Genomic DNA, 26553 nt, shown 5'->3' with positions numbered 1-26553 from the left:
GTTTTATACTCCTGCCGCTTCGCGCTGTGCCTCGCGCTGCTGCTTGCGCAGGCGCGTACGGATGCGATTTTGCTTCAGCACAGACAAGTATTCGACAAACACCTTGCCCAAGAGGTGATCAAGTTCGTGCTGGACACACACGGCCAACAGGCCGTCTGCGTCGAACTCGTAGGGTTCTCCTTGGGTATTGAGGGCACGCACGTGGATTCGGGCGGCACGCTGGACTTCGTCGTAAACCCCCGGCACCGACAGGCAGCCTTCTTCGTAGGTTTGAAGCTCGTCGCTTTTCCAGGTGATTTCCGGATTGATCAGCACGTGGAGATCGTTGCCTTCTTCGGAGATATCAATGACAACGACACGTTCATGAACATCCACCTGAGTGGCAGCCAAGCCCACACCAGGCGCTGCGTACATGGTTTCTGCCATGTCGTTGACCAGCTGACGAATGCGGTCGTCGACCTGCCCGACCGGCGCCGCCACAGTGTGCAGCCGGGGATCGGGATACTTGAGAATGGGAAGCAAAGCCATATCGATTGCCTGATTCTGTAATGCCTAAAGCTCTATCATAAAACATGTTTTCCGCCCCCACTGCCGTGCGAATGTCCCACAGGCACTAATTTGGGTATCAGAATCATGGCACACTGCCGGCATGCCCATCCTCCTGGAACACACCGAACTGCGGGCCTGGATCCGCCTGACACTGGAACCCGCTCTGGGGGCCGGACGCATCCATCGGCTTTTATCGGTGTTCAGCCTGCCACATAACATCTATACGGCCTCTACCAGCAGCCTGGCCCGATACCTCGATCCCGGGCTGGTAGCGCGACTGCGCAAGGCGCCTACGGCCGATGTACTGCAAACCATCGAGGACACCATCCGTTGGCTGGATCACCCGCAACATCATTTGCTGACGCTGGCCGACCCACTCTACCCGGCCACGCTTCTGCAACTGGAGGATTCACCACCCGTGCTCTATGCCCACGGCCAGCTGCCCGTGCTGACCCGGCCCATGCTGGCCATTGTGGGGGCACGCAGTGCTACCCCGGAGGGCGAACGCAATGCGCACGATTTTGCCGAGTATCTGGCCCGACACGGCTGGTGCGTGGTCAGCGGGTTGGCTGCCGGCATCGATGGTGCTGCGCATCGGGGAGCACTGGCTGCCGGACCCGGCAAGGGCGGCACGCTGGCCATCCTGGGCACGGGGATAGACCGCGTGTATCCCGCCAGCCACCGCGCGCTGGCGCACGAGATCGCCGAGCAAGGCCTTATGTTGTCGGAGTTTCCGTTAGGCACCCAGGGGCTGAAATATCATTTTCCCCGGCGCAATCGTCTGGTGGCTGCGCTGGGCCAGGGGGTCCTGGTGGTCGAGGCGGCCACACGCAGCGGCTCGCTGATCACAGCACGGCTGGCGGGCGAACTCGGGCGCGAGGTTTTTGCGATTCCCGGCTCTATTCACTCTCCCTTATCCAAGGGCTGCCACACACTGATCCGCCAGGGGGCCAAGCTGGTGGAATCCGGCCAGGATATTCTCGAAGAACTCTCCCAGACATCCTTGTCCGGCATACCGGCGGCCAGTTCTTCAAGGGCAGATACGCCAGCTTCAACCAGCCAGACACTCACACAAACCGGCGCATCGGACTCTTCGGCAAATACTTCTTCGCTGCCGGCTGCCGACACCGCCCCCAATCCCGACACCGAAGTTCTGCTGCGTGCCCTTGGTTACGAGCCCAAGAACATCGACGCACTGCAAGCCCACACTCAGTGGCCGCTCGATCATCTCATCAGCCAGCTCACCTTGCTGGAAGTGCGAGGCCTGCTGTCACGCCTGCCCGATGGGCGCTATCAACGACGCTGATTGCACTCTGGTTGCCACTACCCACCGGCTTCCGGGCCAGGGGCCCTACCATCTCCTCTTTGTCTCCCCAGCCAAACCCACCCCGCGCTATGATTAAGGGTTCAATCCTCCATCAACACAAGTACCCCCGCCCACCATGACCGAACACATCAAAATCGTCGAAGTCGGGCCACGTGACGGCCTGCAAAACGAAAAGCAGTTTGTCGACACAGCCATCAAGGCCGAGCTCATCACTCGCCTGGCGGCAGCTGGCTTTGCCAACGTCGAAGCAGTTTCGTTTGTTTCGCCCAAGTGGGTGCCACAGATGGCTGATGGTGCTGACGTCATGGCTGCGGTGCAACGCAAGCCCGGTACGCTGTATTCAGCCCTGGTGCCCAACATGCGCGGGCTCGAGGGCGCGCTGGCCGCACACATGGATGAAGTCGTCATCTTCGGTGCCGCCAGCGAGGCCTTTTCGCAGCGCAACATCAATTGCTCGATCGCCGAATCCATCGCCCGCTTCGAGCCTGTGGCACAAGAAGCCAAACGGGCGGGTTTGCGTTTGCGCGGCAGTATCAGTTGTGCACTCGGGTGCCCCTACCAAGGCGAAACCCCCATCTCTGCCGTTGTAGATGTTGCCCAGCGTTTTCTGGCCTTGGGTTGCGACGAAATCGACGTCGCAGACACCATCGGCGTGGGCACCGCCGCCCAGGTCCAGCGCGTGATGCAAGCGGTTGGCCAGGTTGCCGATCTGGGTACACAGGTATCCGGGCATTTTCACGACACCTACGGCCAGGCGCTGGCCAACATTTTGGCAGCCCTCGAATGCGGCGTGCGCATTTTCCATAGTTCAGTGGCTGGGTTGGGCGGTTGCCCCTATGCCAAAGGCGCCACCGGCAATGTGGCCTCCGAAGATGTCCTGTACCTGTTAAACGGTCAGGGCTTGCATACGGGTGTCGATCTCGATGCCGTGGTTGATATCGGCAGCTGGATCTCCGAAAAAATTGGCCGCACCACCGCCAGCCGAGCCGGCCGCGCCCTGGCACTCAAAAAACCTTGATTCCTGTTTATGTCGCCCTTTGATCGTCCCACCCCTGAAGAACACGCCGAACTCCTCTCGCAGATCGGCCCCCTGCCCTTGCGCGGTCGTGCCTGGCCGCGCTGGATCGCCGGTGTCGCCTGGCTGATCATGGCCGTGATTGCGTTTCGTTTATTTGTAGTGCTCGAGCAAGCGGCCGAGCTCAACCTTCCCTGGACGGTCTGGTTAAGCCTGCTGGTGTGCTTTGCCGCGCTGCTATGGATGAGCTGGCACATGTGGACATCCGAAACCGAGATCTCCGACTGGGGCATCCGCCAAACCTGGATTTCGCGGCGCGAAGTCCCCTGGTCGGAGATCCAGTCTACAAAGTTCATCCCCTTGTTTGCATCCAAAAAACTGGTGTGCTTTGTGCAAAAAGGCCGGCCGATGGTGTTTCAGGCTGGCAACCCGCAGTTGCAGTCGGCATTTGCACGCATTAGCCTGGTGTATCGCAAGAAAATATAGCGACGTTTAATCATAGCTGCGGACGTCTTCGATCACTTTGCCATCATTGGCCAGGCTGCCTGCCGGGACAACATCCACGACGGCTCGCAGCTTGGTTTGGTCGCGGACAGTTTCTGCAACCTGCTCAAGATCCAGGCCCTCGCCCGACTCGACCTTCAGCGTCATGATGTCGTGTCCCATCTCACCCGACACCACCAGCCGGGCCCGGTGAATGACCGGATGGCGCTCGAGTATCCGGGCGATCTGCTCGGGGTGGACAAACATCCCGCGCACCTTGGTGGTTTGATCTGCCCGCCCCATCCAGCCCTTGATCCGGGCATTGGTACGCCCGCATGCCGACACGCCCGGCATGATTGCGGAGAGGTCTCCGGTGCCAAATCGCACCAGGGGGTAATCCGGGTTGAAGGTAGTCACCACGACCTCACCGACCTCGCCGGCTGCCACAGGCTGGCTGGTACCGGGGCGGACGATTTCGAGAATGATGTCCTCGTTGAGGATCAAGCCGTCCCGGGCCTCGGATTCGAAGGCCACCATGCCGAGGTCCGCGCTGCCATAGGCCTGAAAGCCCTGTATGCCACGATCGTGAAACCAGGCCTGTAACGAGGGTGGGTAGGCTTCGCCCGAAAACAGGGCCCGGCGCAGGGTTGGCAAGCCCACCCCCATTTCATCGGCTTTCTCAAGGATGATGCGCAAAAAACTGGGTGTGCCGGTGTAAGCCTGTGGGGCCAGGTCAGCCATTACACGCACCTGCTGCTCGGTCTGGCCCACTCCACCAGGAAACACGGTGCAGCCCAGCGCATGTGCGGCCGTTTCCATCATCGAGCCTGCTGGAGTGAAATGATAAGAAAAGCAGTTATGCACGAGATCGCCCGCACGCACACCTGCTGCGTGCAAGGCACGCGCAAAGCCCCAATAATCAGGCCTGGCAGACTCGGGCTCGTAGATGGGGCCGGGCGAGGCAAACACGCGCCGGGCAGCCCCCCAGCCAATGGTGGATACGCCACCAAATACGCGGATGCGTTCGGCATCCGCAGACTGCGTATGCAGTGCCATACGCGCGGCATGCTGAATCTGCAAAAGCTCGGACTTGCGCAAAACAGGCACGCTAGCCAGCGCCTCGCGCGTAGTCAGACCAGAGAGATCATGCCCTTGCAGCTGCTTTGCAATCGCAGGCGCCCTTGCCTGAGCCGCAGCCAGTACATCAGGTAGCCGCTGAAAGAGGCTGCGTTCGCGGTCTTCAGCGGACTGCGTCTCGCGCGCATCAAAGTAAGCCTGCATGCCTTCCCCCTGTGTGTCAGGCCAGCCAGCGCTTGCGCCGGCGATAAAATTTGGTTTCGCGAAAACTGGTGCGGCCAGATCCCGACACGCCCAGATAAAACTCTTTGACGTCTTCGTTTTCGGCAAGTGCACGGGCAGCACCATCCATCATGACGCGGCCGTTCTCGAGGATGTAGCCGTAATCGGCGTACCGCAGGGCCACGTTGGTGTTTTGTTCGGCCAGCAAAAAGCTCACGCCCTCGCGCTGGTTGAGATCCCGCACGATCTCGAAGATTTCTTCGACAATTTGCGGCGCCAACCCCATCGAAGGCTCGTCCAGCAAAATCAGGCGCGGATCCGCCATCAGTGCCCGGCCAACGGCCGCCATCTGCTGCTCGCCGCCGGAGGTATACCCTGCCTGGCTTTTACGGCGCTGCTTCAGGCGCGGAAAATATTGATATACGCGATCGAGTGCCGCATTAAGATCGGCGCGCCCCAGCTGGCGGGTATAGGCGCCGGTCAGCAGGTTTTCTTCGATGCTCAGGTGCGCAAAGCAATGCCGGCCTTCCATTACCTGCACCACTCCGCGCTGGACGAGATCGGCAGGCGACAAAGACTCGATACGCTTGCCACGATAAACGATGCTGCCTTTGGTGACTTCACCGCGCTCGCCACGCAGCAGATTGGAGATCGCCCGTAATGTGGTGGTCTTGCCTGCGCCGTTGGCACCCAGCAGTGCCACAATCCGACCCTCGGGTACGCTGAGCGACACGCCTTTTAGCACCAGAATGACATGGTTATAGATGACTTCTATGCCATTGACATCCAGCAACAGTGCGGGCTCTGGGGCCTGTACGCTTTCCATAATCCTGTCTCCAGGGGGCCGGGGGATACCCGGCCCCGGTCTTGCTTACTCGGCTGCGCAGTCGCGCACGGGCAGTTTCTTCTCGGCGGCGTATTTCTCGCCCAGAGATTGCACCAGGGGTTTGATGAACTTGGGATCAGACTGATACCAGTCGGACACAACGTTGAACTTCTTGCCATCCCACTGAATGATGCGGGACCAATCGGTGCCCATGTGGTTTTCGCAGGTGGTTTTCACGGGACGCATCAACTTGGCAAAGCCCAGTTTCTCGAGCTTGGCTTCATCAAGATTGAGGTTCTCGTAGCCCCAGCGCACCTGTTCCGGCGTCATCGCCTTGCCCTTGCCAAATTTCTCCTGGGCTGTGCGGATGGCTTCGACTTGCAACATCGAAATCATCATGCCTCGCGTGTAGGCAATCGAGCCGAAGGTTTTGCCGTCTTTGTCAGCACCTTCGCCCTTGTCGTACACATATTTCTTGACATCGTCGTGCACACGGCCGTGCTCGGCACTGTTCTGGATGGTGATGCCCCGATAGCCCTTGGCTGTATCGCCGAGATCCACCACATCGGTTTCAGAGCTGGCCCACCAGATGCCATACATTTTGTCGCGTGGGAAGCCCACAGACTGTGCTTCGCGGATGGCGGTGGGTGTCATGATGCCCGCGCTTTGCAGCAACACGAAATCTGGCCGGTTTTTACGAATCTGCAACCAAGTGGACTTTTGCTCGACCCCAGGGGCAGCCACCGGGTAGGTTTGCAGCTCGAAGCCATTGGCCTTGGCCCGGGCCTCAAGCAGTGGAATCGGCTCTTTGCCAAAGGGTGAGTCGTGGTAGACCAGCGCAATTTTCTTGCCCTTAAGCTTATCTTCGCCACCCAGGTTCTTGGCGATGTCCTGGATCATGGAATCGTAAGCTGTCCAGTAGTTGCCCAGCAGCGGGAAATTCCATTTAAAGACGCGGCCATCCGCAGATTGCGACAAACCATAGCCGACAGAGATCACCGAGCGGCCATCAACCATGGCTTTGTCGGTGACGGCAAAGGTAATGCCGGTGGATTGCGTATCAAAGCCGGTGGCACCACCAAATTTGTCTTTGAGGCGCTCGTAGCATTCGACACCCTTGTCAGTGGAATAGCCGGTTTCACACTCTTCAAAGACGATCTTTACGCCATTGACGCCGCCATCCCGGGCATTGATCATTTTCAGGTAATCAATCTTGCCGTTGGCCCATGGGATCCCCAGCGGCGCAAACGAGCCCGTGCGGTAGACAAACAAGGGGATGAAATTTTCTTCGGCTGCCTGGGCGGTACTGGCAACACCCACCAGACCGGCCGCAGCCATCACGACCGCAGCCGTGGCTTTGGTGAATACATGCTTCATCTGTAGCTCCTCCTGGTGCTAATGGCACCTTTTTAATTGAGCGCATCCAGATGGATGCCGCCCGGGATAACACCACCCGGCCATGCGCGGGGCAAGGGCCAAAGCCCAGCCCCATGCCGTACGCCTAGTGGGGAAACGGCCAGATCCTTAGCTTCTCCTTGCCGATACTCCATAGTCTGGCCAGACCATGTGGCTCCACGATCAGAAAAAACACGATCAAAAAGCCAAACACCATGTGTTCGATGTGCGCAGCGATATCCACCGGAATGGACAAGCCCAGAGCATGCGGGACGTTGGTAAGCAGCACCGGCACCAGCACCATGAAAGCCGCCCCAAAGAAACTGCCGATGATGGAACCCAACCCGCCGATGATGATGATGAACAGCAGCTGCAACGAGCGGTTGAGGTCGAAGGCCAAGGGCTCCCAGGAGCCCAGATGGATATAGGCCCACAGGGCGCCCGCCACGCCGATAATGAAAGAACTGACGGCAAAGGCGGTGAGCTTGGCATACACCGGCCGGATGCCGATCACGGCTGCGGCCACGTCCATATCGCGGATGGCCATCCATTGCCGGCCAATGGCGCCGCGCACAAGGTTTTTGGCCAACAGGCCGATGACCACCACAAAGCCCAGCACAAAAAGATACTTTTGCACTGGCGAAACCACGGGCAGGCCGAAGAAATCGAGCGCCGGTACAGAGACGTTGCCTGAGGTGGAGTAATTGGTGAAATAACCAATCCGCAAAAAGGCCCAATCCATGAAAAACTGTGCGGCCAGCGTGGTGACAGCGAGATATAAGCCACGGATCCGCAAACTGGGCACACCAAAGACCACACCAGCCAGCGTGGCAAATACACCACCCAGCAAAATCTGAACCACCAGGGGGAGATCGAGGCGGACACCGAAGTTCCAGGCGGCATAGGCGCCCACCGCCATGAAAGCCCCCGAGCCGATGGAAATCTGCCCGCAGTACCCCACCAGGATGTTCAGCCCGACCGCTGCCAGCGACAAAATCAGAAAGGGAATCAGGATGGCCTGCAGCCAGTACTCGGATGCCACCGCAGGCACGACGACAAAGCCCAGCAATGTGAGCATTGCGATAAACCAGCGGTCCTGGCGGATCGGAAAAATCTGCTGATCCGAGCGGTAGCTGCTCTTGAACTGGCCGTTTTCACGATAAAACATGGATGTGGTCTCCCCCGTGGGCTCTGACGCGGTCAGACGCGATCGATGATTTTTTCGCCAAACAGGCCCTGCGGACGAAACAGCAGGAACACCAGCGACAGCATGTAGGCGAACCAGATTTCGATCCCGCCACCAACAAACGGCCCGAGGTAGACCTCGGATACCTTCTCGCCCACCCCGATGATGAGCCCGCCCACAATGGCGCCAGGCACGGAGGTAAGCCCGCCCAGAATCACCACCGGCAAGGCCCGCAAGGCGGCCGTCGAGAGGGTGAACTGCACGCCAAATTGAGATCCCCAGACAATGCCGGTAACCAGCGCCACCAGCCCGGCAACCGTCCAGACCACCACCCAGATGCGGTTGAGCGGAATGCCCACCGACTGCGCGGCCTGGTGATCGTCAGCCACGGCGCGCAGCGCCCGCCCCACCGTGGTGTACTGAAAGAAGAACGCCAGCACGGCCACCAGCACGGCGGCAATTACGGCGGCAGTGAGGTCTTCGAGACTGACCAGCACACCGCCTTCAAAGACACTGTCGAGGATGAAAATCGGATCTTTGGGCATACCGACATCGATGGAGTACACCGAACTGCCAAACATGATCTGGCCGATGCCGTCGAGGAAATAGCTGATGCCAATGGTGGCCATCAACAAAGTGGTGGCTTCTTGATTGACCAGATACCGTAACACCCAGCGCTCGACCAACACGGCAATCAGCCACATAAACCCTGCACTAAGCACAAACGCGAGGATATTGGCCAAAATCAGGGACTCTCCGCCCAGCCAGCCATCGATCCAGCCTGACAATCGTGCCATCGCCAGCGCGGCGATCAGCACCATCGCACCCTGGGCAAAGTTGAATACCCCGGAGGCCTTGAAGATCAGCACAAAGCCCAAGGCCACCAGGGCATACAGCATGCCGCTCATCAGGCCGCCAATCACAGTTTCAAGAAAGAATCCCATGGTGTTCCCTTAGTGGCTGGTGCCCAGGTAGGCGCTGATGACTTCCGGGTTGCCACGCACATGATCTGGCGTGCCATCGCCGATCTTGCGACCGTAATCCAGCACCACGACACGATCGGAAATATCCATGACGACCCCCATGTCGTGCTCGATGAGCACAATAGTGGTACCGAATTCGTCGTTGACGTCGAGGATATAGCGGCTCATGTCCTGCTTTTCTTCCATGTTCATGCCAGCCATGGGTTCGTCAAGCAGCAGGATGCGGGGCTCCATCGCCAGGGCGCGGCCCAGGTCAACCCGTTTTTGCAGGCCGTAGGGAAGGCGCCCCACCGGCGTTTTGCGGTAGGCCTGGATTTCGAGAAAATCGATGATGTTTTCGACAAACGTACGATGTTCGATCTCTTCGCGCTCGGCGGATCCCAGGTGAAACGCCTGGGCCAGAACCCCGCTTTTCATGCGCAGATTGCGCCCTGTCATGATGTTGTCGAGCACGCTCATGCCCTTGAACAAGGCAAGGTTCTGGAAAGTGCGGGCAATGCCCATTTCGGCGGCGCGGCGTGGGCTCATCCGCGTAAATTGCTGGTCTTGCAGCAGGATACGGCCTTGCTGGGGGGTGTAGACGCCGTTGATGACATTGAGCATCGAGCTTTTACCCGCGCCGTTGGGCCCAATGATGGCGCGGATCTCGTGCTCGCGAACATCAAAGGAAATATCCGTCAGTGCCTTGACCCCGCCAAAGGACAGCGAGATGTTCTGAAGATCGAGAATCACGGGCCCGATCTGACTGGCACGATCCGCCATGCCCGGCACGGCAGGATCCATCAGGGTATCGGTGGTGGGTGAAGACATTCAGGCTACCTTTTTGAGGGGTTCTGGGGCCACCACAGCGGCAGGTTCTATGCGCAGGTTGGCCGAAATACGCCCAACCCGGCCATCTTCGAACTTGACCTCGGTTTCGATGTACTGGCGCTCGCGCCCCGCAAAGAGAGCCTCGACCAGCACTTCATATTTCTGGGCAATAAACGCCCGGCGAACCTTGCGGGTACGGGTCAGCTCGTCGTCGTCGGGATCCAGCTCTTTGTGCAGGATCAGAAAACGCGCCACCTGGGACGCCGACATTTTGGGATCCTGGGAGAGGTCGCGATTTACCTGCTCGACACACTCGCGGATGACGCCATAGACCTCGTCCTTGGAAGCGAGATCGGTGTAGCCGGCATAAGGCAGGCCGCGGCGCTCGGCCCAGTTACCCACGGCTTCGAGGTCGATGTTGATGAAGGCGCAGACCTCCGGGCGATCGGCCCCAAAAACCACGACCTCTTTGATGAAGGGGAAAAACTTGAGCTTGTTCTCGATGTACTTTGGGGCAAACAGGCTGCCGTCAGCCAGACGGCCCACATCCTTGGCGCGATCGATGATCTTGAGCTGGCCGTCGGTGTCGAGGTAGCCGGCATCACCCGTGTGATACCAGCCGTCATCGGTATAGGACTCTGCTGTGGCGGTATCGTTGCGGTAATAACCGGTAAACAGCCCGGGGCTGCGCAACTGGATTTCGCCGTTATCGGCCACCCGGATCTCTACACCTTCGCAAGGCGGGCCGACAGTGTCGTCGCGCACCTGCCCATTAGCCTGCACACACACAAACACAGAGGTTTCTGTCGACCCATACAGCTGCTTCAGGTTGATGCCGATGGAGCGGTAGAACACAAAGAGATCGGGGCCGATGGCTTCACCGGCTGTATAGGCCACCCGTACGCGGCTCATGCCCAGGGTATTGCGCAACGGCCCGTAAACCAGCAGATCGCCCAATGCGTACTTGAAGCGATCCCAGGCACCGACAGTGCCATCGTTGTCCAGCACATGGGCCCCCACCCGACGGGCCAGGCCCATGGCACGATGAAACAGCCAGCGCTTGAAGCGGCCGGCGTCTTCCATGCGGATCATGACGTGCGTGAGCAAACCTTCTAATACGCGGGGGGGTGCAAAATAATACGTAGGCCCGATGTCCCGCATGTCGATGGCGACGGTTTCGGGAGACTCTGGATGATTGACCGTAAACCCTGTAGTGAGTACCTGGGTATAGGAGAACATGTTTTGGCCAATCCAGGCCGGCGGCAAATAGGCCAGCACGTCTTCGTGGTCGGTGAGGCCCTCGAAGCGCTCGATGGCACGTGCGCGGTCGATCAGGGCATGGTGACTGAGCACCACCCCCTTGGGCTTGCCCGTGGTGCCAGAGGTGTAAAACATGGCGGCGGTATCCTGGGGGCCTATGGCCGCCATCCGCTGGTTGATTGCATCGGGGTGGGCAGCAGTGTGCTGATCGCCTCGCTGCAGCAGGGCTTCCCAGGACAGCAGCCGCGGATCCTGATAATGACGCAGGCCACGCGGATCGTCATAGACCAATGCACGGATGGCCGTACAGCGGTCGGAGACCTCGATCATTTTGTCGAGCTGCTCTTGGTCTTCGACCACCACCACACCGATTTCGGCATCTTGCAGGACATAGGCCATTTCTTCGGCCACAGCATCCTGGTACAAAGGCACAGGGATCGCCCCAAGGCATTGGGTGGCCATCATGGCCATATACAGGCGTGGACGGTTTTCTCCTACCACGCCCACGTGCTCGCCAGCCGCCACACCCAGATCTGCCAGCCCGGCCGCCACGCGCAAGACTTCGTCGGCCACCTGTTTCCAGGTAAGTGTCTGCCAGATACCAAGGTCTTTTTCGCGAATCGCCGGACGGTGGCCACGCACGGCGGCATGATGCATCAACAAGGCGGGAAAAGTTACCGCGGCGGCGGATTCCTGTACCATGATGTCTCCTTGGACTGACGTGGACAACCACGCCAAGTACTGCATGGGGCGCCTCTCTCGGGCGATGCAACTAAGGTACAGGGCACGCACAGAGGCAACTGTCACACATATGACATTCATACATGATCTAGGGTAATTCCCCATGAACCTGTCAGAGTCTTTGCAGCAGCATGCCGCCTGGTTCGACCTCCTGGACGATGCCCAGCAGGCCCGGGTGGTTCAGGACACCACCGTCGCACAGGTGGATGCCGGCACCATCATCGAGCACAAGGGCGTCGTGGCCGGCGCCTGGATTGGTGTGCTGGATGGCTTGATCAAGGTGTCTGTGGGCAACGCCGACGGCAAACTGGCTTCACTCACGGGCGTGCCGGCAGGCGGCTGGATCGGAGAGGGGTCGCTGCTGAAACGCGAGGCCCGCAAGTACGACATTATTGCGTTGCGGCGCAGCACCATCGCACGGCTGCGTGGAGATACCTTCAATTGGTTGCTCGATAACAGCATCCCGTTCAACCGCTTTTTGCTGCATCAGCTCAACGAACGCGTGGCCCAGTTTATTGGCAAGGCCGAGCACGACCGTCTACTGGCTCCCGATGGCCGGGTGGCACGTTGCCTGGCTGAACTTTTCAACCCCCTGCTGTATCCCGGCAACTCAACACGCCTGGACATCACTCAAGAAGAAATCGGTTATCTGGCCCGTATTTCGCGCCAGCGCACCAACCAGGCGCTTCGTACCCTGGAATCTGCCGGGCTCCTGAAAATCGAATACGGCGCCGTCCAGGTGCTTAACCTCGACGGCCTGAAGCACTACGAAATCTAAACCGCAAACCCCTTTGACCACCTGTAGTCCTGACACAGAATCAAACGTGGCACTAAAATGGTGACGGTTGCATGTCCTTGTCACTTTTGAACTCATAAAAAAGGCTGTACTCATGGCTGACTCTCACACCCATACCTTGCCCTCTTACATGGATGCTGCTCACCCGGGCCCGTGGGGCATCTATCTAGAGCAGGTAGACCGGGTGACTCCCTATCTGGGCAACCTGGCCCGCTGGGTGGAAACCCTCAAACGTCCCAAACGCATCCTGATTGTCGATGTGCCCGTCGAACTCGACAACGGCGAGATCGCGCACTTTGAAGGCTATCGTGTACAACACAACACCTCGCGCGGGCCTGGTAAGGGCGGCGTGCGGTTTCACCAGGATGTCACTCTCTCTGAAGTCATGGCCCTGTCGGCCTGGATGTCCGTGAAATCAGCCGCAGTCAACCTGCCCTTTGGCGGTGCCAAGGGAGGTATCCGCATTGACCCCCGCCAACACTCGCAATCCGAGCTCGAGCGCATCACACGCCGCTACACCAGTGAAATCCACGACATCATCGGGCCTGCCAAAGATATCCCCGCCCCTGACGTCAACACCAACGGCCAGATCATGGCCTGGATGATGGACACCTACTCGATGAACGAGGGACGCACCACCACCGGCGTGGTGACAGGCAAACCGGTATCACTGGGCGGCAGCCTGGGGCGCGTCGAAGCCACCGGCCGCGGCGTCTACGTCATCGCCTGCGAAGCCGCCCGAGAATCCGGTATCGACATCAAAGGTGCCCGCGTCGCCATCCAGGGTTTTGGTAATGTAGGTGGCACGGCAGCCCGGCTGTTTCATGATGCCGGCGCCCTCGTGGTAGCCGTCTACGACCACACCGGCATCGTCTATGACGAGCGCGGCCTGAACATCCCCGGCCTGATCGAACACGTGCACGAAACCGGCGGCATTGCCGGCACGCCTGGTTGCCAAACACTCAGCCCCACCGAGTTCTGGTCGCTCGAAACCGACATCCTGATCCCGGCAGCCCTTGAAGGCCAGATCACGCGCGACAACGCCGATCTGATTCACACCCGCATTCTGGTTGAAGGCGCCAACGGCCCAACCACCCCTGAAGCCGATGACATCATCTCGGCCAAGGGTACGGTGATCGTGCCTGATGTGGTGGCCAACGCCGGTGGGGTCACAGTCAGCTACTTCGAGTGGGTACAGGATTTCTCCAGCTTCTTCTGGACAGAGCAGGAAATCAACCACCGCCTCGAAGCCATGATGCGGGCCGCCTACAGCGCCATGTCGGGTGTTGCCCGTCAGCATGGCGTATCGCTGCGTACAGCGGCCTTTATCGTTGCCTGCACGCGTATTCTCGAAGCCCGTCAGGTGCGCGGCCTGTACCCCTGATGGCCAATCTGCTGCTGATCGGCACCGGCGGCACCATTGCCGCCACCACCGATGCCCATCGTCTGACCGACTACCAGGTTACCGAGGGCATCGAATCCATGCTGGCCGCCGTCCCGGGGGCCAGCCGGATTGCCGATATCCACTGCGAGCAGCCCTTCAATCTCGATAGCCGGGCATTGCGTACGGCTGACATCCTGCAACTGGCCCGCCGTGTCGGGCAGGCCAGCCGCGATTCTTCCATTGATGGCATTGTCATTACCCACGGCACCGACAGCCTCGAAGAAACCGCCTTTTTTCTGCACCTCACCACTCCCACCGACAAGCCCGTGGTTCTGGTGGGTGCCATGCGTCCGGCTTCTGCACCCAGCGCCGATGGGCCACTTAATTTGCTGAATGCCCTGCGGGTTGCCGCACATCCGGATAGCACCGGCCGGGGCGTGCTTGTCGTGTTTAACGACAATATCCTTGCCGCACGGCTGTGCACCAAGCAGCACACCAGCCGCACCGATGCCTTTGGGCACGACGGGCTTGGGATACTGGGCCATGTGTGTGACGGCCAGGTACGCTTTCACCTGGCTGCGGCACCTATGCCTTCACACCTGCTGTTTTCGGCGCGTGGCCTGCGTGCGCTACCTGCGGTAGACATCCTTTACGATTACCAGGATGCCCCGCTGCACGTCTATCAAGCCGCCGTGCGGGCTAAAGTACAGGGCATCGTGGTTGCCGGCATGGGCAATGGCAGCCTTAGCCCAGCCGCCTTGCGGGGCTGCCGGCTGGCCATCAATCGCGGCGTGGTGTGCGTGCGCGCCAGCCGTGTGCCGCGCGGCAGTGTCACGCCAAAAGCGTCGGATGCCACCGACGGCCTGCTGGCCGCCCATGATCTCAACCCGCTGCAAACCCGTGTTGCCCTGCGGCTGGCATTGGCCAGAGGGATGGATCACACCAGTATCGGCCAGTTGCTGCGGGCGCTATAAGCCTGCAAGCACACGCCAGTACCACCCGTTGCCTGCTTGTGGCCGGCCATCCAGGCTTGGCCTGGCCACACACATAAGTAATACAGGCTAGGCCGCCCAATCAAGAATGACTTTGCCACTTTGGCCCGAGAGCATGGCTTCGAAGCCCTGACGATAGTCGTCCACCGGAAACTGGTGCGTGAGGATGGGAGACAGATCCAGGCCACTTTGCAGCATGGCCACCATCTTGTACCAGGTTTCAAACATCTGGCGGCCATAAATGCCCTTGATCTCCAAACCCTTGAAGATCACCTGGCTCCAGGCTGCGCCCACGCCATCCGGCAAGATGCCAAGCATGGCAATCCTGCCGCCGTGATTCATTTGCTCGAGCATGGAGGCAAAGGCGCTGGGCACCCCAGACATCTCCAGACCCACATCGAAGCCTTCTGCCATGCCCAGCTGCTGCATCACAGACCGCAAATCTTCTCGTGCCACATTGACGGTACGGCTGGCACCCATCCGGGCGGCAAGATCCAGGCGATAGTCGTTTACGTCGGTGATCACGACATTGCGGGCACCCACGTGACGCGCGATGGCTGCCGCCATGGCACCAATCGGACCCGCGCCGGTGATCAGCACGTCTTCACCCACGAGATCAAACGCCAGCGCCGTGTGCGTTGCATTGCCGTAGGGATCAAAAATGGCGGCAAGATCGTCCGGGACGTCGTCGGGAATGCGAAACGCATTAAAGGCAGGGATCACCAGATACTCGGCAAACGCGCCTGGGCGGTTGACGCCAACGCCCTGCGTATTGCGACACAGATGGCGTCGTCCCGCACGGCAGTTTCGGCAATGCCCGCACGTAATGTGGCCCTCGCCGGACACGCGATCGCCAATGTGAAAACCCTGAACCTCCTGACCGACACCCACCACCTCGCCCACATACTCGTGCCCCACATGCATAGGCACAGGGATTGTTTTGGCCGCCCACTCATCCCATTTCCAGATATGGATATCCGTGCCGCAAATGGCTGTCTTGCGAATCTTGATCAACAGATCATTGTGACCCATGACAGGCTTGGGCACATCGACCATCTCCAGCCCGGGACCTGCCTGCATCTTGGCCAATGCTTTCATGAAAGCTCCAGATAAAATTGAATATCGACAGGTGATCTGCCGGCAAATCCTGCAAACATGCGATGCGATAAATACTAGGTGGCCAGTACACCCAGTGTGCGCCCCACCCGGGCAAAAGCCTGCACCGCGTAATCAATATCCTCGGCCGTGTGTGCTGCACTCATTTGCGTGCGAATACGTGCCTGTCCCTTGGGGACAACCGGATAAGAAAACCCGATGACATACACACCCGCCTGCAACAGGGCATCCGCCATCTGCGTGGCCAGGCTGGCGTCTCCCAGCATGACGGGAATGATCGGATGGTCGCCCGGCACCAGCGAGAAGCCCAGCGCCTGCATCGCCTGACGGAAGCGCTGGCCATTTTGCTGCACTTGCGCACGCAAGGCCTGGCCTTCAGGGCTTTGCAGCAAAGCAAGTACCGCTTGCGAGGCTGCCACGATAGACGGCGCCAGAGTATTGGAAAACAGATAAGGCCGTGAGCGCTGACGCAGCAAATCGACAATGGCGGCATCTGCTGCCACATAGCCCCCCGATGCGCCGCCGAGCGCCTTGCCCAGTGTGCCGGTGAGAATATCCACACGCCCCTGCACACCACAGTATTCTGGTGTACCACGCCCGCCATCACCGATAAATCCCACGGCATGCGAATCATCCACCATCACCAAAGCGTCGAATTCGTCCGCCAGATCGCAGATAGCCGACAGATTGGCAATGATGCCATCCATCGAAAACACGCCATCGGTGGCAATCATCAGATGTCGGGCACCCTGATTGCGTGCAGCCTGCAGCTGCGCACGCAAATCTGCCATGTCGTTATTGGTGTAGCGATAGCGTCGCGCCTTGCACAGGCGCACGCCGTCGATGATGCTGGCATGATTGAGGGCATCACTGATGATGGCATCCTGCTCGCCTAGCAGCGCTTCGAAGAGGCCGCCATTGGCGTCAAAGCAGCTGGAATACAAGATGGCATCACCCATCCCCAGCCAACGGGCCAGATCGGCCTCGAGCGCCTTGTGCCCCGATTGTGTCCCGCAGATGAATCGCACCGAGGCCATCCCAAAGCCGTTTTTCTCGAGGCCCGCCTGTGCTGCCTGTATCAGGCGCGGATCATTGGCCAGACCAAGATAGTTGTTGGCGCAAAAATTCAATACCCGAGCGCCATTGGACAGTTGAATACGGGCCGCCTGCTGGCTGGCGATGATGCGCTCGGATTTATAGAATCCATCGGCCTGCAGTTGCTCGATCTGAGTCTGCACATCGGCAAGAAATGCCTTGGACATGAGTCACCTTTTTGGGGCATGCTGAAATCTGTTCGCATTGTACGCCGGCGTCGGTTTCGTTCCATAATGGCCGAAACTGTTGACAATCTGACCGTCAGTGCGCCTCTTTGTCTTGCAACGCTTGCCCGTATCATTGCAACATTAGTTGCATCCAGCCCTCTAATGCCATGACGCTCCGTCCGATTCTTGCGATAGCCCGGCTTACCTTGCTGATATGCGTGGGCATGGTCAGCCTGCAAGCCCGTGCCCTGACGCTAAAGATAGGCATCTACGACCAAAAGCCAGATGTCTTCGTGGATGAGGCCGGCCAACCCGCCGGCATTCTGGGCCAGCTTTTAAAAGAAATCGCCCGGCAGGAAGGCTGGACGCTGCATACCACATCCTGTAGCTGGCAGCAGTGCATGCATTGGCTGCAAGACGGCACCATCGACGTGCTGCCGGATGTTTATTTTTCGCCGGCCCGCGCCGAAACCCTGGGCTTCCATCATATTGCCGCCTTGCACAGCTGGTCGCAGATGTATACGCGCCCAGGCAGCAAGATCCAGGCAATCACCGATCTCTCGGGCCTTACTGTTGCGGTGCTGGCCGGGTCTGCCCAACAGGATTACCTGACAAGCACACTGAAAGGCCTGGGCGTTGATGCCCGCCTGACTCCCGTACAGCACCTGGAAGAAGGCTTCCAGATGGTACAGCGGCAACATGCTGATGCCGTTGCAGCAGATTTTTATGTGGGTGAACTCACCGCACGCGATTACGGGCTGGTCAGTACACCCCTGGTGTTTCAGCCTACGCAGGCTTTCTTTGCTACCCGCAAGGGCACACACCCCGAGGTGCTTGCCGCCATTGATAAACACCTGGCACTGTGGCAGGCCAATCCACAGTCATTTTATTTCCGTATCCTGAACCAATGGCGAGCACCAGTAGCGCCCGCACCACGCACAGATAGCGCATTCTGGCTGGCAGCCGGCCTGGCTCTGTTGCTGGCAATCATTTCCCTTACAACCGGGTGGTTGCTTGTCCGGTCACGGCGCGAATGTGCACAGATGCGCACCAGCGAACGACGGCTGAACGTCATCCTGGACAGCATAGATGCCATTGTCAGCATCAAGTCGCCCGATGGCCGCTACACGTTTGCCAACCACACACTGGAGTCATTCATGGGTGTGGGCCTGGGGCAAATGGCAGGCCATACAGACGCAGACTTCATCACCGACAAGACCTCCCTGGATTTCATCCAGCAAAGCGATCGTGCCATCGTCGAGACCCGCAGCCGCACTGTGGTGCAACAAATTCTGAAGCGCCCGGACACCCAAGAGACACGCAATTTCATCAGTATCAAGGCACCCCTGTTGGCTAGCGACGGTACCGTGGAAGCCATCGGCGTGGTGGCCACCGACATCACCGACCGTCTGCAGGCTGAGCAAACCGTCCTGTATCTATCCAGCCACGATCACCTCACCAAGCTGCCCAACCGGCGCAAGGCGCTGGAGCACATGCGGTCATTGATGGCGCGCACTGCCCACGATGACAGCTACAGTGCCCTGATCCAGCTGGATCTGGACAACTTTCAGCATGTCAACGAAACACTGGGCTACGGTGGGGGCGACCAGATCCTGATCGAAGTTGGTACGCGCCTGAAACAGGCCGCGCGCACGGACGATCTCGTGGCACACACCAGTGCCGACGAATTCGTGGTGCTGGCCCGGGATATGGGCGGCAATGCCCACGAGGCTGCTCACACCGCCCAGCAACTGGCCGATCACCTGCGTCAGTCCATCTCGGCCCAGCCCATCCAGGCATCTGATCAACCCGTGCTAGTCACCGCCAGCGTGGGGCTGACGCTGATCAACCGCGCCAGCCGATCGCTGGACCAGGTGATGAGTGAAGCCGAAATGGCCACACTGCGTGCCCGTGAGCAAGGTGGTAATCAGTCCACTTTTTACGAACACGAGCTGCAAGCCGAAGTAGAACAACGTCAGTGGGTTGAGCGTGATCTACTGCAAGCGCTCAATACACCACAACTGTCCTTGCATCTGCAACCCCAGTTTGGTCACACCGGACAGGTGACCGGCGCTGAACTGCTGGCACGTTGGCAGCACCCCGAACATGGTGCTGTTTCGCCGGCCCAATTCATTCCCATTGCCGAAGAATCCGGTCTGATCAACCTGCTGGGCGCCTGGACGCTGGATACTGCTTGCACCACACTATCCACCTTGCAGGCGTTGGGTGAAACCTACCCGCTGTCCATCAATATCAGCCCACGGCAACTGATGGATGCAACCTTTGTCGAGACGGTCAGCGATACCCTGGCGCGCCGCCATGTACCGGGCAACCGCCTGATCTTTGAAATCACCGAAGGCCTGCTCATCCGGGATATTTTGGCAGTTGCCAAACGGATGCAGGTGTTGGCACGGATGGGGATCCGTTTTTCGATTGATGATTTTGGCACTGGCTACTCCAACCTGGCCTCACTGAAGCGCCTGCCGCTATACGAGCTCAAGATCGACAAGAGCCTGATCCAGGATCTGCCCGGGGACGTCGACAGCCTGGCCATTGTGCAGATGATTTTGGCCATGGCCGATCAGCTGAACCTGCGTGTGGTGGCTGAAGGCGTCGAAACCGGTGAGCAATCCGAACTACTGTTCGAGCACGAATGCCATGCCTTGCAGGGCTATCTCCTGGCGCGACCCATGCCCATCGGGCACTGGATCGAACACGTGCGACAACGCCGGGCCAACCCCAGCACCTCCTGATATCACAGACAAAAAAACACCCCCTGCACCAGAGATATCCGGTGCAGGGGGTGTCGGTGATCCGCGAGGGATCAACCGTGCTTACTTGAACATGGAGTTGTAGTCTTCATCAGACGGGGTAGACGGCGCGGGTGTCGCCGGGACACTGCTGCCACCGGCATCGCCACCGCCAAACGTACTGGTGATATCGCCATAGCCACCCTGGCCATAGCCGCCAGTACCATAGCCGCCGAAAGTCCCCATGTCGATACTGATATTCTCGACATTGATCTGGGGACGGTCTGCCTTGTAGTGCGTGACAATACCCGGGAACGCCAGCACAACCACCACCATGATCACCTGGATGATGATAAAGGGGATGGAACCCCAGTAGATCTGGCCCGTGGTGACCTTGGCAATCAACTTGCCAGTGATCTTGTCGCGGTAATCCTCTTTGGGTGCCACCGAACGTAGATAGAACAGCGCAAAACCAAAGGGCGGATGCATGAACGAGGTTTGCATGTTCACAGCCAGCAAAACACCCAGCCAGATCAGGTCAATCCCCATTTTGTCGGCAACTGGCCCGATCAGCGGCACGATAATGAAGGCAAGCTCGAAGAAATCGAGGAAGAACGCCAGGCCAAAGGTGAGCAAGCTGACAACGATCAGGAAGCCCATCTGCCCACCGGGCAGGCCGGTCAGAAGATGCTCTACCCAGAGATCGCCGTTAACTCCGCGGAAGGTCAGGCTGAACACAGAGGAGCCAATCAGGATGAACACCACAAAGCAAGTTAGCGTGGTGGTGGTATCCATGGCCTGACGCAACAGGCTGAAGTTAAGCCGGCGCTTGATGAGCGCCATGATCAGCGCACCCACCGCACCCATGGCGCCGCCTTCGGTTGGGGTGGCCACACCGATGAAGATCGTACCCAGCACCAGGAAGATCAGGGCCAAGGGCGGGATCATCACAAACGTGACGCGCTCTGCAATCTTGGACAACAAGCCCAGACGCAGCAGCTTGTTAAGCCCCGCCATCACAAAGGCCGCACCACCCCAGATGAGGATGCTGGTGACGATCAGCTCATCAACGTGAGGATTATCGTCCAGCAGGAACTCGACCCCCACCATGGAGATCAGCACCGACAATGCCATCAAAATCAGCAAAGAAGGCACACCGTGCCCACCATTGGGCTCGACAAACGTACGGGCTTCGGGTGGGATTGCAGGTGCGGATTTGGGCTTGAGGAACGCCATCCCCACCACGTACAGGATGTACATGGCTGTGAGGGCAAAGCCCGGCAGAAATGCCCCCTTGTACATATCACCGATGGAGCGACCCAATTGGTCGGCCAGCACGATAAGCACCAGTGACGGCGGGATGATCTGGGAAAGCGTCCCGGAGGCGGCGATCACACCTGTTGCCAGGCGTCGGTCGTAACCGTAGCGCAGCATGATGGGCAAGGAGATCAGGCCCATCGAGATCACCGACGCAGAAACCACCCCGGTGGTGGCGGCCAGCATGGCCCCCACCAAAATCACCGCGATCGCCAGGCCACCGCGTAAAGGGCCAAACAGCTGACCCACGGTCTCCAGGAGATCTTCGGCCATGCCGGAGCGCTCAAGTATCAGCCCCATGAAGGTAAAGAACGGCACGGCCAGCAGGGATTCATTGGACATCACCCCAAAAACACGCTGTGGCAGCGCCTGGAACAATGCGGGCGACAACAGGCCCAGATCCATCCCGACCAGGCCAAACAAAATGCCATTGGCCGCCAGCGAAAAAGCCACCGGAAAGCCGAGCAGCAACAACACCACCAACATGCCAAACATGATGGGCGCCATATAGGCAAGCAACAAAGCTTCCATGGTTAGCGCTCCTCGTGCGAGGCAGCCTCGCGTTCTTCAGCCGCACGCGCGATTTCTTCGGCCAGTTCTTCTTCGGCCGATTTGCCCACATGGGTGTCCCGGGGATCAGGACACGCACCGCGCAGACAACCCACACACTTGATCAGGTGTGAGACCCCGGCGGCCACCAGCAAGGCAAACCCGATCGGGATCAACAGCTTGGCAGGCCAACGTATCAGGCCGCCAGCATTGGAGGATTGCTCGAAGTTGACGAAAGAATCCATGAAAAATGGCCAGGACAGCCACATGATGAGCGTTGCCATGGGCAACAGGAAAAACACCACGCCGAAGATTTCAATCAGCAGCTGCGTGCGACGAGACAGGTGGGAGGCCAGCACGTCGACGCGGACGTGCTCATTTTTAAGCAGGGTGTACCCGGCAGCGAGCAAAAAGACGCCGCCAAACAGATACCACTGCAGTTCGAGCCAGGCATTGGAACTGACATTGAAAACCTTGCGCACCGTTGCATTGGTGGCGCTGACCAGTACAGCAAGGAGAATCAACCAGGTCACAGCCCGGCCCACGCGACGATTGATTGCATCAATCAGCCGCGAAAGGGCAAGGAGTGCATTCATGATGAGAGCCAAAAAGAAAGAAGATGAGGCCAGACGCGCAGAAGCCCCCGCAAGCGGGGGCTGACGCACTAACCGACAACACGGCCCAGCCAGAGGCACTTTCGAAAGAAAGTGGCCTCATGACTGAAGTGATGGGCGATTATTTCGCCGCCGTCGCCATGTATTGATCGAAGCTGCCTTCGGCAATCCGGAACCAGGGGATTTCGTGGTCGCGGAAGCCCATGTAGGCGTCGTGAATCTTCTTGAAGTTGGCGTCTTTGGCCGAGAGTTCGGCGTAGGTTTCTTGAGCGGCCTTGTAGCACGCGTCCATGACCGGTTTGGGGAAGGCGCGCAGTTTTGCACCCTCGCCAATCAGGCGCTTGAGCGCGTTGGGGTTCTCGGCGTCGTAGGTGGCAATCATGGTGTTGGTTGCCAGCGCAGAGGCTTGGTCGATGACGGCCTGGTAATGCTTGGGCAGGGCTTCGTATTTGTCTTTATTGACATACAGAGACACCTGCAGGGTGCCTTCCCACCAGCCCGGGAAATAATAGAACGGGGCGACACGGTGGAAGCCCATTTTTTCGTCATCGTAGGGGCCAATCCACTCGGCCGCATCGATGGTGCCTTTTTCGAGGGAGGGATAGATATCGCCACCCGCGATTTGCTGAGGCACAACACCCAGGCGCATCAGCACGGCACCGGCAAAGGCAGCCGTACGGAACTTGAGACCTTTGAGGTCGTCGACGGTTTTGATTTCTTTGCGGAACCAGCCACCCATCTGGGTGCCCGTATAACCGCAAGGGAAATTAACGATGTTGAATTTTGCGAACAGGTCGCGCAACACCTTGAGGCCACCACCGTGGCGGATCCAGGCGTTGTACTGACGAGTGTTCAGGCCAAACGGAACTGCACCGTCGAAACACAGGGCAGGATCCTTGCCGTAGTAGTAGTAGGAAGCGGTGTGACCGCATTCGACTGTGCCGTTTTGCACGCCGTCGAGTACGCCCAGTGCCGGCAGAATTTCGCCGCCCGGAAAGGCGCGAATCTGGAATTTGCCGTCTGTGGCTTCGGAAATGTACTTGGCGACGTGCTCACCACCAGAATAGATGGCGTCAGCGCTACGAGGGAAACTGGAAGCCAGGCGCCAGTTGATGGTGGGTGCGTCTTGAGCGAAGACCGGTGCGGCTAGGGTTGTGCCGCCGGCGGCTACGCCAAAGGCAGCCTTCTTGAGGAAGGAACGACGTTGCATGAGAGAGAGCCCCTGAGAGTTAATGGTAAACCCGAGATTTGTACTGTTTTGTAAACAGCGAGAGCAGGCGCATTTTCCTCCGATTGCGCATCTGCGGCAATCAGTAATAACGCTGAGTCGCTCTGTAATAACTTTCTGCCAAGTAGGGTCTTTATGAGAGGGATTGGCGCAATATTCTGCTGCAATTACCCTCTTTCTGCGCTGCTTGCAGCTAATATGCGACAATGCCAGATTACATCTTCGCATTTTCATCCTGTGCCCGCTTCCCCCGAAACCTTCAGCCTGCGCAAAATTGCATTGCCGGCTTTTGGGCCGTCTCTCCTTTTTGGCATGGGCGAAGGTGCCGTGTTCCCCATCCTGGCACTCAGCGCCCGCGATCTAGGTGCAAGTTCTGCACAGGCCGGATTCATCGTGGCACTAGTAGGCGTGGGTTCTCTGCTGGCCAATTTGCCTGCTGCGGCCCTGGCCACACGCTACGGCGAGCGCCGGGCGATGGTGGGTGCCGCCCTACTCAGCCTGCTGGGGCTGGTACTGTGTTTGCTGGCCGCCAATCCCTGGCTGTTTGGCACTGGTGTTTTCATGGTGGGGATGTCCAGCGCCGTATTTTTGCTGGCGCGCCAAACCTTCCTGATCGAAGCTGTCCCCCTGTATCTTCGTGCCCGTGCCATGTCCACGCTAGGCGGCATCATGCGTATCGGCATGTTTGCCGGGCCCTTTATCGGGGCGGCCTTTATTCACTGGCTAGGCTTGCCAGGCGCGTACTGGCTAGCGATTCTCTCAATGCTGGGCGCCGGCCTGGTTTCACTGGCTATCCCCGACCTCGAGCCCCGTCAAACCGCTCAAGTTACTGCGCCTCCGCGCATCAGCATGCGCCAGCTGGCGCGCAAACATGCACACGTCCTGTTGACACTAGGGGTTGCCACAGCGCTGGTCTCGGCCTTGCGGGCCTGCAGGCAGATCGTCATCCCGCTGTGGGCCGACCACATCGGTCTGGACGCCACCACCACTGCCCTTATTTATGGCCTGATGGGCGCCGTCGACATGCTGCTGTTTTATCCAGCCGGTAAAGTCATGGATATACGCGGCCGGTTCTGGGTGGCTTTTCCCAGCATGCTGATCATGGGCTTAAGTCTGTTGATCATGCCCTGGACCACCGGCTTTGTCAGCCTGCTGGTGGTGTGCCTGGTGTTGGGCTTTGGTAATGGCATTGGCTCAGGCATCATCATGACCATTGGTGCGGATGCCTCACCCTCAGAGGGGCGTACGGTGTTCTTGGGCATGTGGCGCCAGATTACCGACCTGGGCGGCAGTGGTGGCCCGCTGCTGCTGTCAGGCCTCACAGCGGTAGCCTCTTTGGCCACCGGTATTGTCTCGATTGGTGGTATTGGTCTGATGGCCGCCTGGATGTTTTGGCGCTGGCTGCCGCGCGGACGCGCGGTTTAGCCTTCAATGGGCGGCACCGGCAAACCCGACTGCCCCCAATCCACCGGATGGCGCACGGGCAGCACCGAGCTGCCACAATCGGGATCGGCCAGATTGACCCGGCGCTCGGGGATGGCATGAGACCAGCGAATCGAATAGAAAATCTTCACAACCGGCTGCTCGGGTGTATCACGGTTTTGCGCCACCACCAGGCCAAGCTCGCAATTGTTGAGACTGATGATTGAACCCACGGGATAGCGGCCCACTGCGCGCACAAATACCGCCAGCACATCCATATCAAACTGGCCCTCGGAGGTCAGCATCTTGTACAAGGTGAAAGCTGGATCCCAACCCGTGCGATACGGGCGGGTGGAGGTCATCTCATCGTAATAATTGCAGATGGCCGCCATACGGGCAAGCAGGCCAATCTGCTTGCCTGCCAGCTGATCCGGAAACCCCTTGCCATCCATGCGTTCGTGATGATGCCGGCAGGCTGCAATGATCTCGGGCGACACAGTGGTGTCAGCCTGCAATATCTCGGCCCCAATAATCGGGTGACGCCGCTGGATTTCTTGTGGCATCTGGGTCGGGCGGCCTATCTTGCGTCCCTCATCGGCAGGATCTTTAACCTTGCCGATGTCATGCAGCAATCCGGCCATCCCGGCCATGTGCACGTGCTCGTCATTCAGCCCCATCGACCGCGCAAGCGAAGTCATCAGGGCAGCCACAGACACTGAATGCGCATAGAGATAATGATCGGCCTTTTTGATGCGGGCCAGGCTGGTGATTGCGTCTGGATGACCCTCGAGGGAATCGGCCATATCCTGCACCAGGCCCTGGGCCTGGCTGAGATCTAGCTTATTACCCAACTCGGCATCAGAAAAAAACTGCTGGACTTGCTCGCTGGAGCCGGCAAGAATTTCGCGTGCATCGTCAAAAGCCTGCTGCCCGGCCTGAGAGGCCACAGACGGCGCTGCTGACCCGCGATTGGCTACTTTACCGGGGGCAGCGGCGCCAGCGGATGGCGCCTGGGCTGGCCCGGTGGATATAGCCACGGGTTCTGGCGCGTCCTCTGGCAACACATCAACCCCTCGGGCGGAGTCAATCAGTACCCACTCAAGCCGCGAGGTTTGCAGCTTTTGCAGTTTGCGCTGATTAGTGATCAGAAAGCTGGATCGCCAGAATGAGTGGTCGAGGAAAGAGCCGCCGAGATCCTGGATATACATGCCCACGCGAAGTCGGTTTACCGGGATTTTCTTGATCATGG

At 59.0% G+C, this 26553-nt stretch carries 22 protein-coding genes; 8 read left to right on the top strand and 14 right to left on the bottom strand.

Features of this window, described 5'->3' with window-relative positions:
• Positions 1-3: 3 nt before the first annotated feature.
• Positions 4-528, bottom strand: a complete 525-nt coding sequence (def, locus tag WA928_RS12105; RefSeq protein ID WP_350381783.1) for a peptide deformylase — start codon at positions 526-528, stop codon at positions 4-6.
• A gap of 121 nt (positions 529-649) precedes the next feature.
• On the opposite strand from def, the gene dprA reads away from it, so the two are divergent.
• From dprA to WA928_RS12090, 3 genes are all read left to right on the top strand, one after another.
• Positions 650-1855: a DNA-processing protein DprA gene (gene dprA, locus WA928_RS12100; protein WP_424303911.1), complete on the top strand. Its 1206-nt coding sequence runs from the start codon at positions 650-652 to the stop codon at positions 1853-1855.
• A 136-nt stretch (positions 1856-1991) separates the two neighbouring features.
• A complete protein-coding gene (locus tag WA928_RS12095) occupies positions 1992-2894 on the top strand; it encodes a hydroxymethylglutaryl-CoA lyase (protein WP_424303908.1) in 903 nt (300 codons plus the stop codon).
• 9 nt (positions 2895-2903) lie between these two features.
• Entirely contained in the window at positions 2904-3377 is a 474-nt protein-coding gene (locus tag WA928_RS12090; RefSeq protein WP_424303905.1) for a hypothetical protein, read from the top strand.
• A gap of 6 nt (positions 3378-3383) precedes the next feature.
• Here the strand turns inward: WA928_RS12090 and WA928_RS12085 are convergent, their stop codons facing one another.
• The 7 genes from WA928_RS12085 to WA928_RS12055 form a co-directional block, all read right to left on the bottom strand.
• On the bottom strand, positions 3384-4655 hold the full coding sequence (locus WA928_RS12085; protein ID WP_424303902.1) for a phenylacetate--CoA ligase family protein: 1272 nt from the start codon (positions 4653-4655) through the stop codon (positions 3384-3386).
• 16 nt (positions 4656-4671) lie between these two features.
• Positions 4672-5499, bottom strand: coding sequence for an ABC transporter ATP-binding protein (locus WA928_RS12080; RefSeq protein ID WP_424303899.1), 828 nt, complete (start codon positions 5497-5499; stop codon positions 4672-4674).
• Between the two features lie 45 nt (positions 5500-5544).
• Positions 5545-6876 carry an ABC transporter substrate-binding protein gene (locus WA928_RS12075; protein WP_424303896.1) on the bottom strand — a complete coding sequence of 444 codons (1332 nt, stop codon included), beginning with the start codon at positions 6874-6876 and terminating at the stop codon, positions 5545-5547.
• Positions 6877-7000: 124 nt separating this feature from the next.
• Complete coding sequence (locus WA928_RS12070) at positions 7001-8062, bottom strand: branched-chain amino acid ABC transporter permease (protein ID WP_424303893.1); 1062 nt, start codon at positions 8060-8062, stop codon at positions 7001-7003.
• A 32-nt stretch (positions 8063-8094) separates the two neighbouring features.
• The gene (locus tag WA928_RS12065; protein ID WP_350381775.1) at positions 8095-9024 is read right to left on the bottom strand and encodes a branched-chain amino acid ABC transporter permease; all 930 of its coding nucleotides are present in this window, start codon (positions 9022-9024) and stop codon (positions 8095-8097) included.
• Between the two features lie 9 nt (positions 9025-9033).
• Positions 9034-9825: an ABC transporter ATP-binding protein gene (locus WA928_RS12060; protein WP_424304049.1), complete on the bottom strand. Its 792-nt coding sequence runs from the start codon at positions 9823-9825 to the stop codon at positions 9034-9036.
• A gap of 48 nt (positions 9826-9873) precedes the next feature.
• The gene (locus tag WA928_RS12055) at positions 9874-11835 is read right to left on the bottom strand and encodes an AMP-dependent synthetase/ligase (RefSeq protein WP_424303889.1); all 1962 of its coding nucleotides are present in this window, start codon (positions 11833-11835) and stop codon (positions 9874-9876) included.
• A 142-nt stretch (positions 11836-11977) separates the two neighbouring features.
• Between WA928_RS12055 and WA928_RS12050 the strand changes: the two genes are divergently transcribed.
• From WA928_RS12050 to WA928_RS12040, 3 genes are all read left to right on the top strand, one after another.
• Positions 11978-12652 (top strand): Crp/Fnr family transcriptional regulator, encoded by a 675-nt coding sequence (locus WA928_RS12050; protein ID WP_424303886.1) that lies wholly within the window; start codon positions 11978-11980, stop codon positions 12650-12652.
• A gap of 112 nt (positions 12653-12764) precedes the next feature.
• Complete coding sequence (locus WA928_RS12045; RefSeq protein WP_424303883.1) at positions 12765-14054, top strand: Glu/Leu/Phe/Val family dehydrogenase; 1290 nt, start codon at positions 12765-12767, stop codon at positions 14052-14054.
• Positions 14054-15028, top strand: coding sequence for an asparaginase (locus WA928_RS12040; RefSeq protein ID WP_424303880.1), 975 nt, complete (start codon positions 14054-14056; stop codon positions 15026-15028). The genes WA928_RS12045 and WA928_RS12040 overlap by 1 nt, the downstream gene beginning before the upstream one ends.
• Positions 15029-15115: 87 nt before the next feature.
• On the opposite strand, the gene tdh is transcribed toward WA928_RS12040, so the two are convergent.
• Positions 15116-16144: an L-threonine 3-dehydrogenase gene (gene tdh / locus WA928_RS12035; RefSeq protein WP_350381770.1), complete on the bottom strand. Its 1029-nt coding sequence runs from the start codon at positions 16142-16144 to the stop codon at positions 15116-15118.
• A gap of 74 nt (positions 16145-16218) precedes the next feature.
• Entirely contained in the window at positions 16219-17424 is a 1206-nt protein-coding gene (locus tag WA928_RS12030; protein ID WP_424303877.1) for a glycine C-acetyltransferase, read from the bottom strand.
• Positions 17425-17591: 167 nt separating this feature from the next.
• Between WA928_RS12030 and WA928_RS12025 the strand changes: the two genes are divergently transcribed.
• A complete protein-coding gene (locus WA928_RS12025; RefSeq protein WP_424303874.1) occupies positions 17592-20177 on the top strand; it encodes an EAL domain-containing protein in 2586 nt (861 codons plus the stop codon).
• 81 nt (positions 20178-20258) lie between these two features.
• Here the strand turns inward: WA928_RS12025 and WA928_RS12020 are convergent, their stop codons facing one another.
• The 3 genes from WA928_RS12020 to WA928_RS12010 all read right to left on the bottom strand — a co-directional run bounded on the left by WA928_RS12020 (position 20259) and on the right by WA928_RS12010 (position 23864).
• Complete coding sequence (locus WA928_RS12020) at positions 20259-22022, bottom strand: TRAP transporter large permease (protein WP_424303871.1); 1764 nt, start codon at positions 22020-22022, stop codon at positions 20259-20261.
• 2 nt (positions 22023-22024) lie between these two features.
• A complete protein-coding gene (locus WA928_RS12015) occupies positions 22025-22636 on the bottom strand; it encodes a TRAP transporter small permease subunit (RefSeq protein ID WP_424303868.1) in 612 nt (203 codons plus the stop codon).
• 139 nt (positions 22637-22775) lie between these two features.
• Complete coding sequence (locus tag WA928_RS12010; RefSeq protein WP_424303865.1) at positions 22776-23864, bottom strand: TRAP transporter substrate-binding protein; 1089 nt, start codon at positions 23862-23864, stop codon at positions 22776-22778.
• Positions 23865-24119: 255 nt separating this feature from the next.
• On the opposite strand from WA928_RS12010, the gene WA928_RS12005 reads away from it, so the two are divergent.
• Positions 24120-25307 carry an MFS transporter gene (locus tag WA928_RS12005; protein ID WP_424303862.1) on the top strand — a complete coding sequence of 396 codons (1188 nt, stop codon included), beginning with the start codon at positions 24120-24122 and terminating at the stop codon, positions 25305-25307.
• Here WA928_RS12005 and WA928_RS12000 read toward each other — a convergent pair.
• Complete coding sequence (locus WA928_RS12000; protein ID WP_424303859.1) at positions 25304-26551, bottom strand: HD-GYP domain-containing protein; 1248 nt, start codon at positions 26549-26551, stop codon at positions 25304-25306. The two genes, WA928_RS12005 and WA928_RS12000, sit on opposite strands and share 4 nt — an antisense overlap.
• Positions 26552-26553 lie beyond the last annotated feature (2 nt).

This window comes from Castellaniella sp. (genome assembly GCF_049651205.1).
Lineage (GTDB): Bacteria > Pseudomonadota > Gammaproteobacteria > Burkholderiales > Burkholderiaceae_B > Castellaniella.
This window is presented reverse-complemented; position numbering and strand designations above follow the sequence as displayed.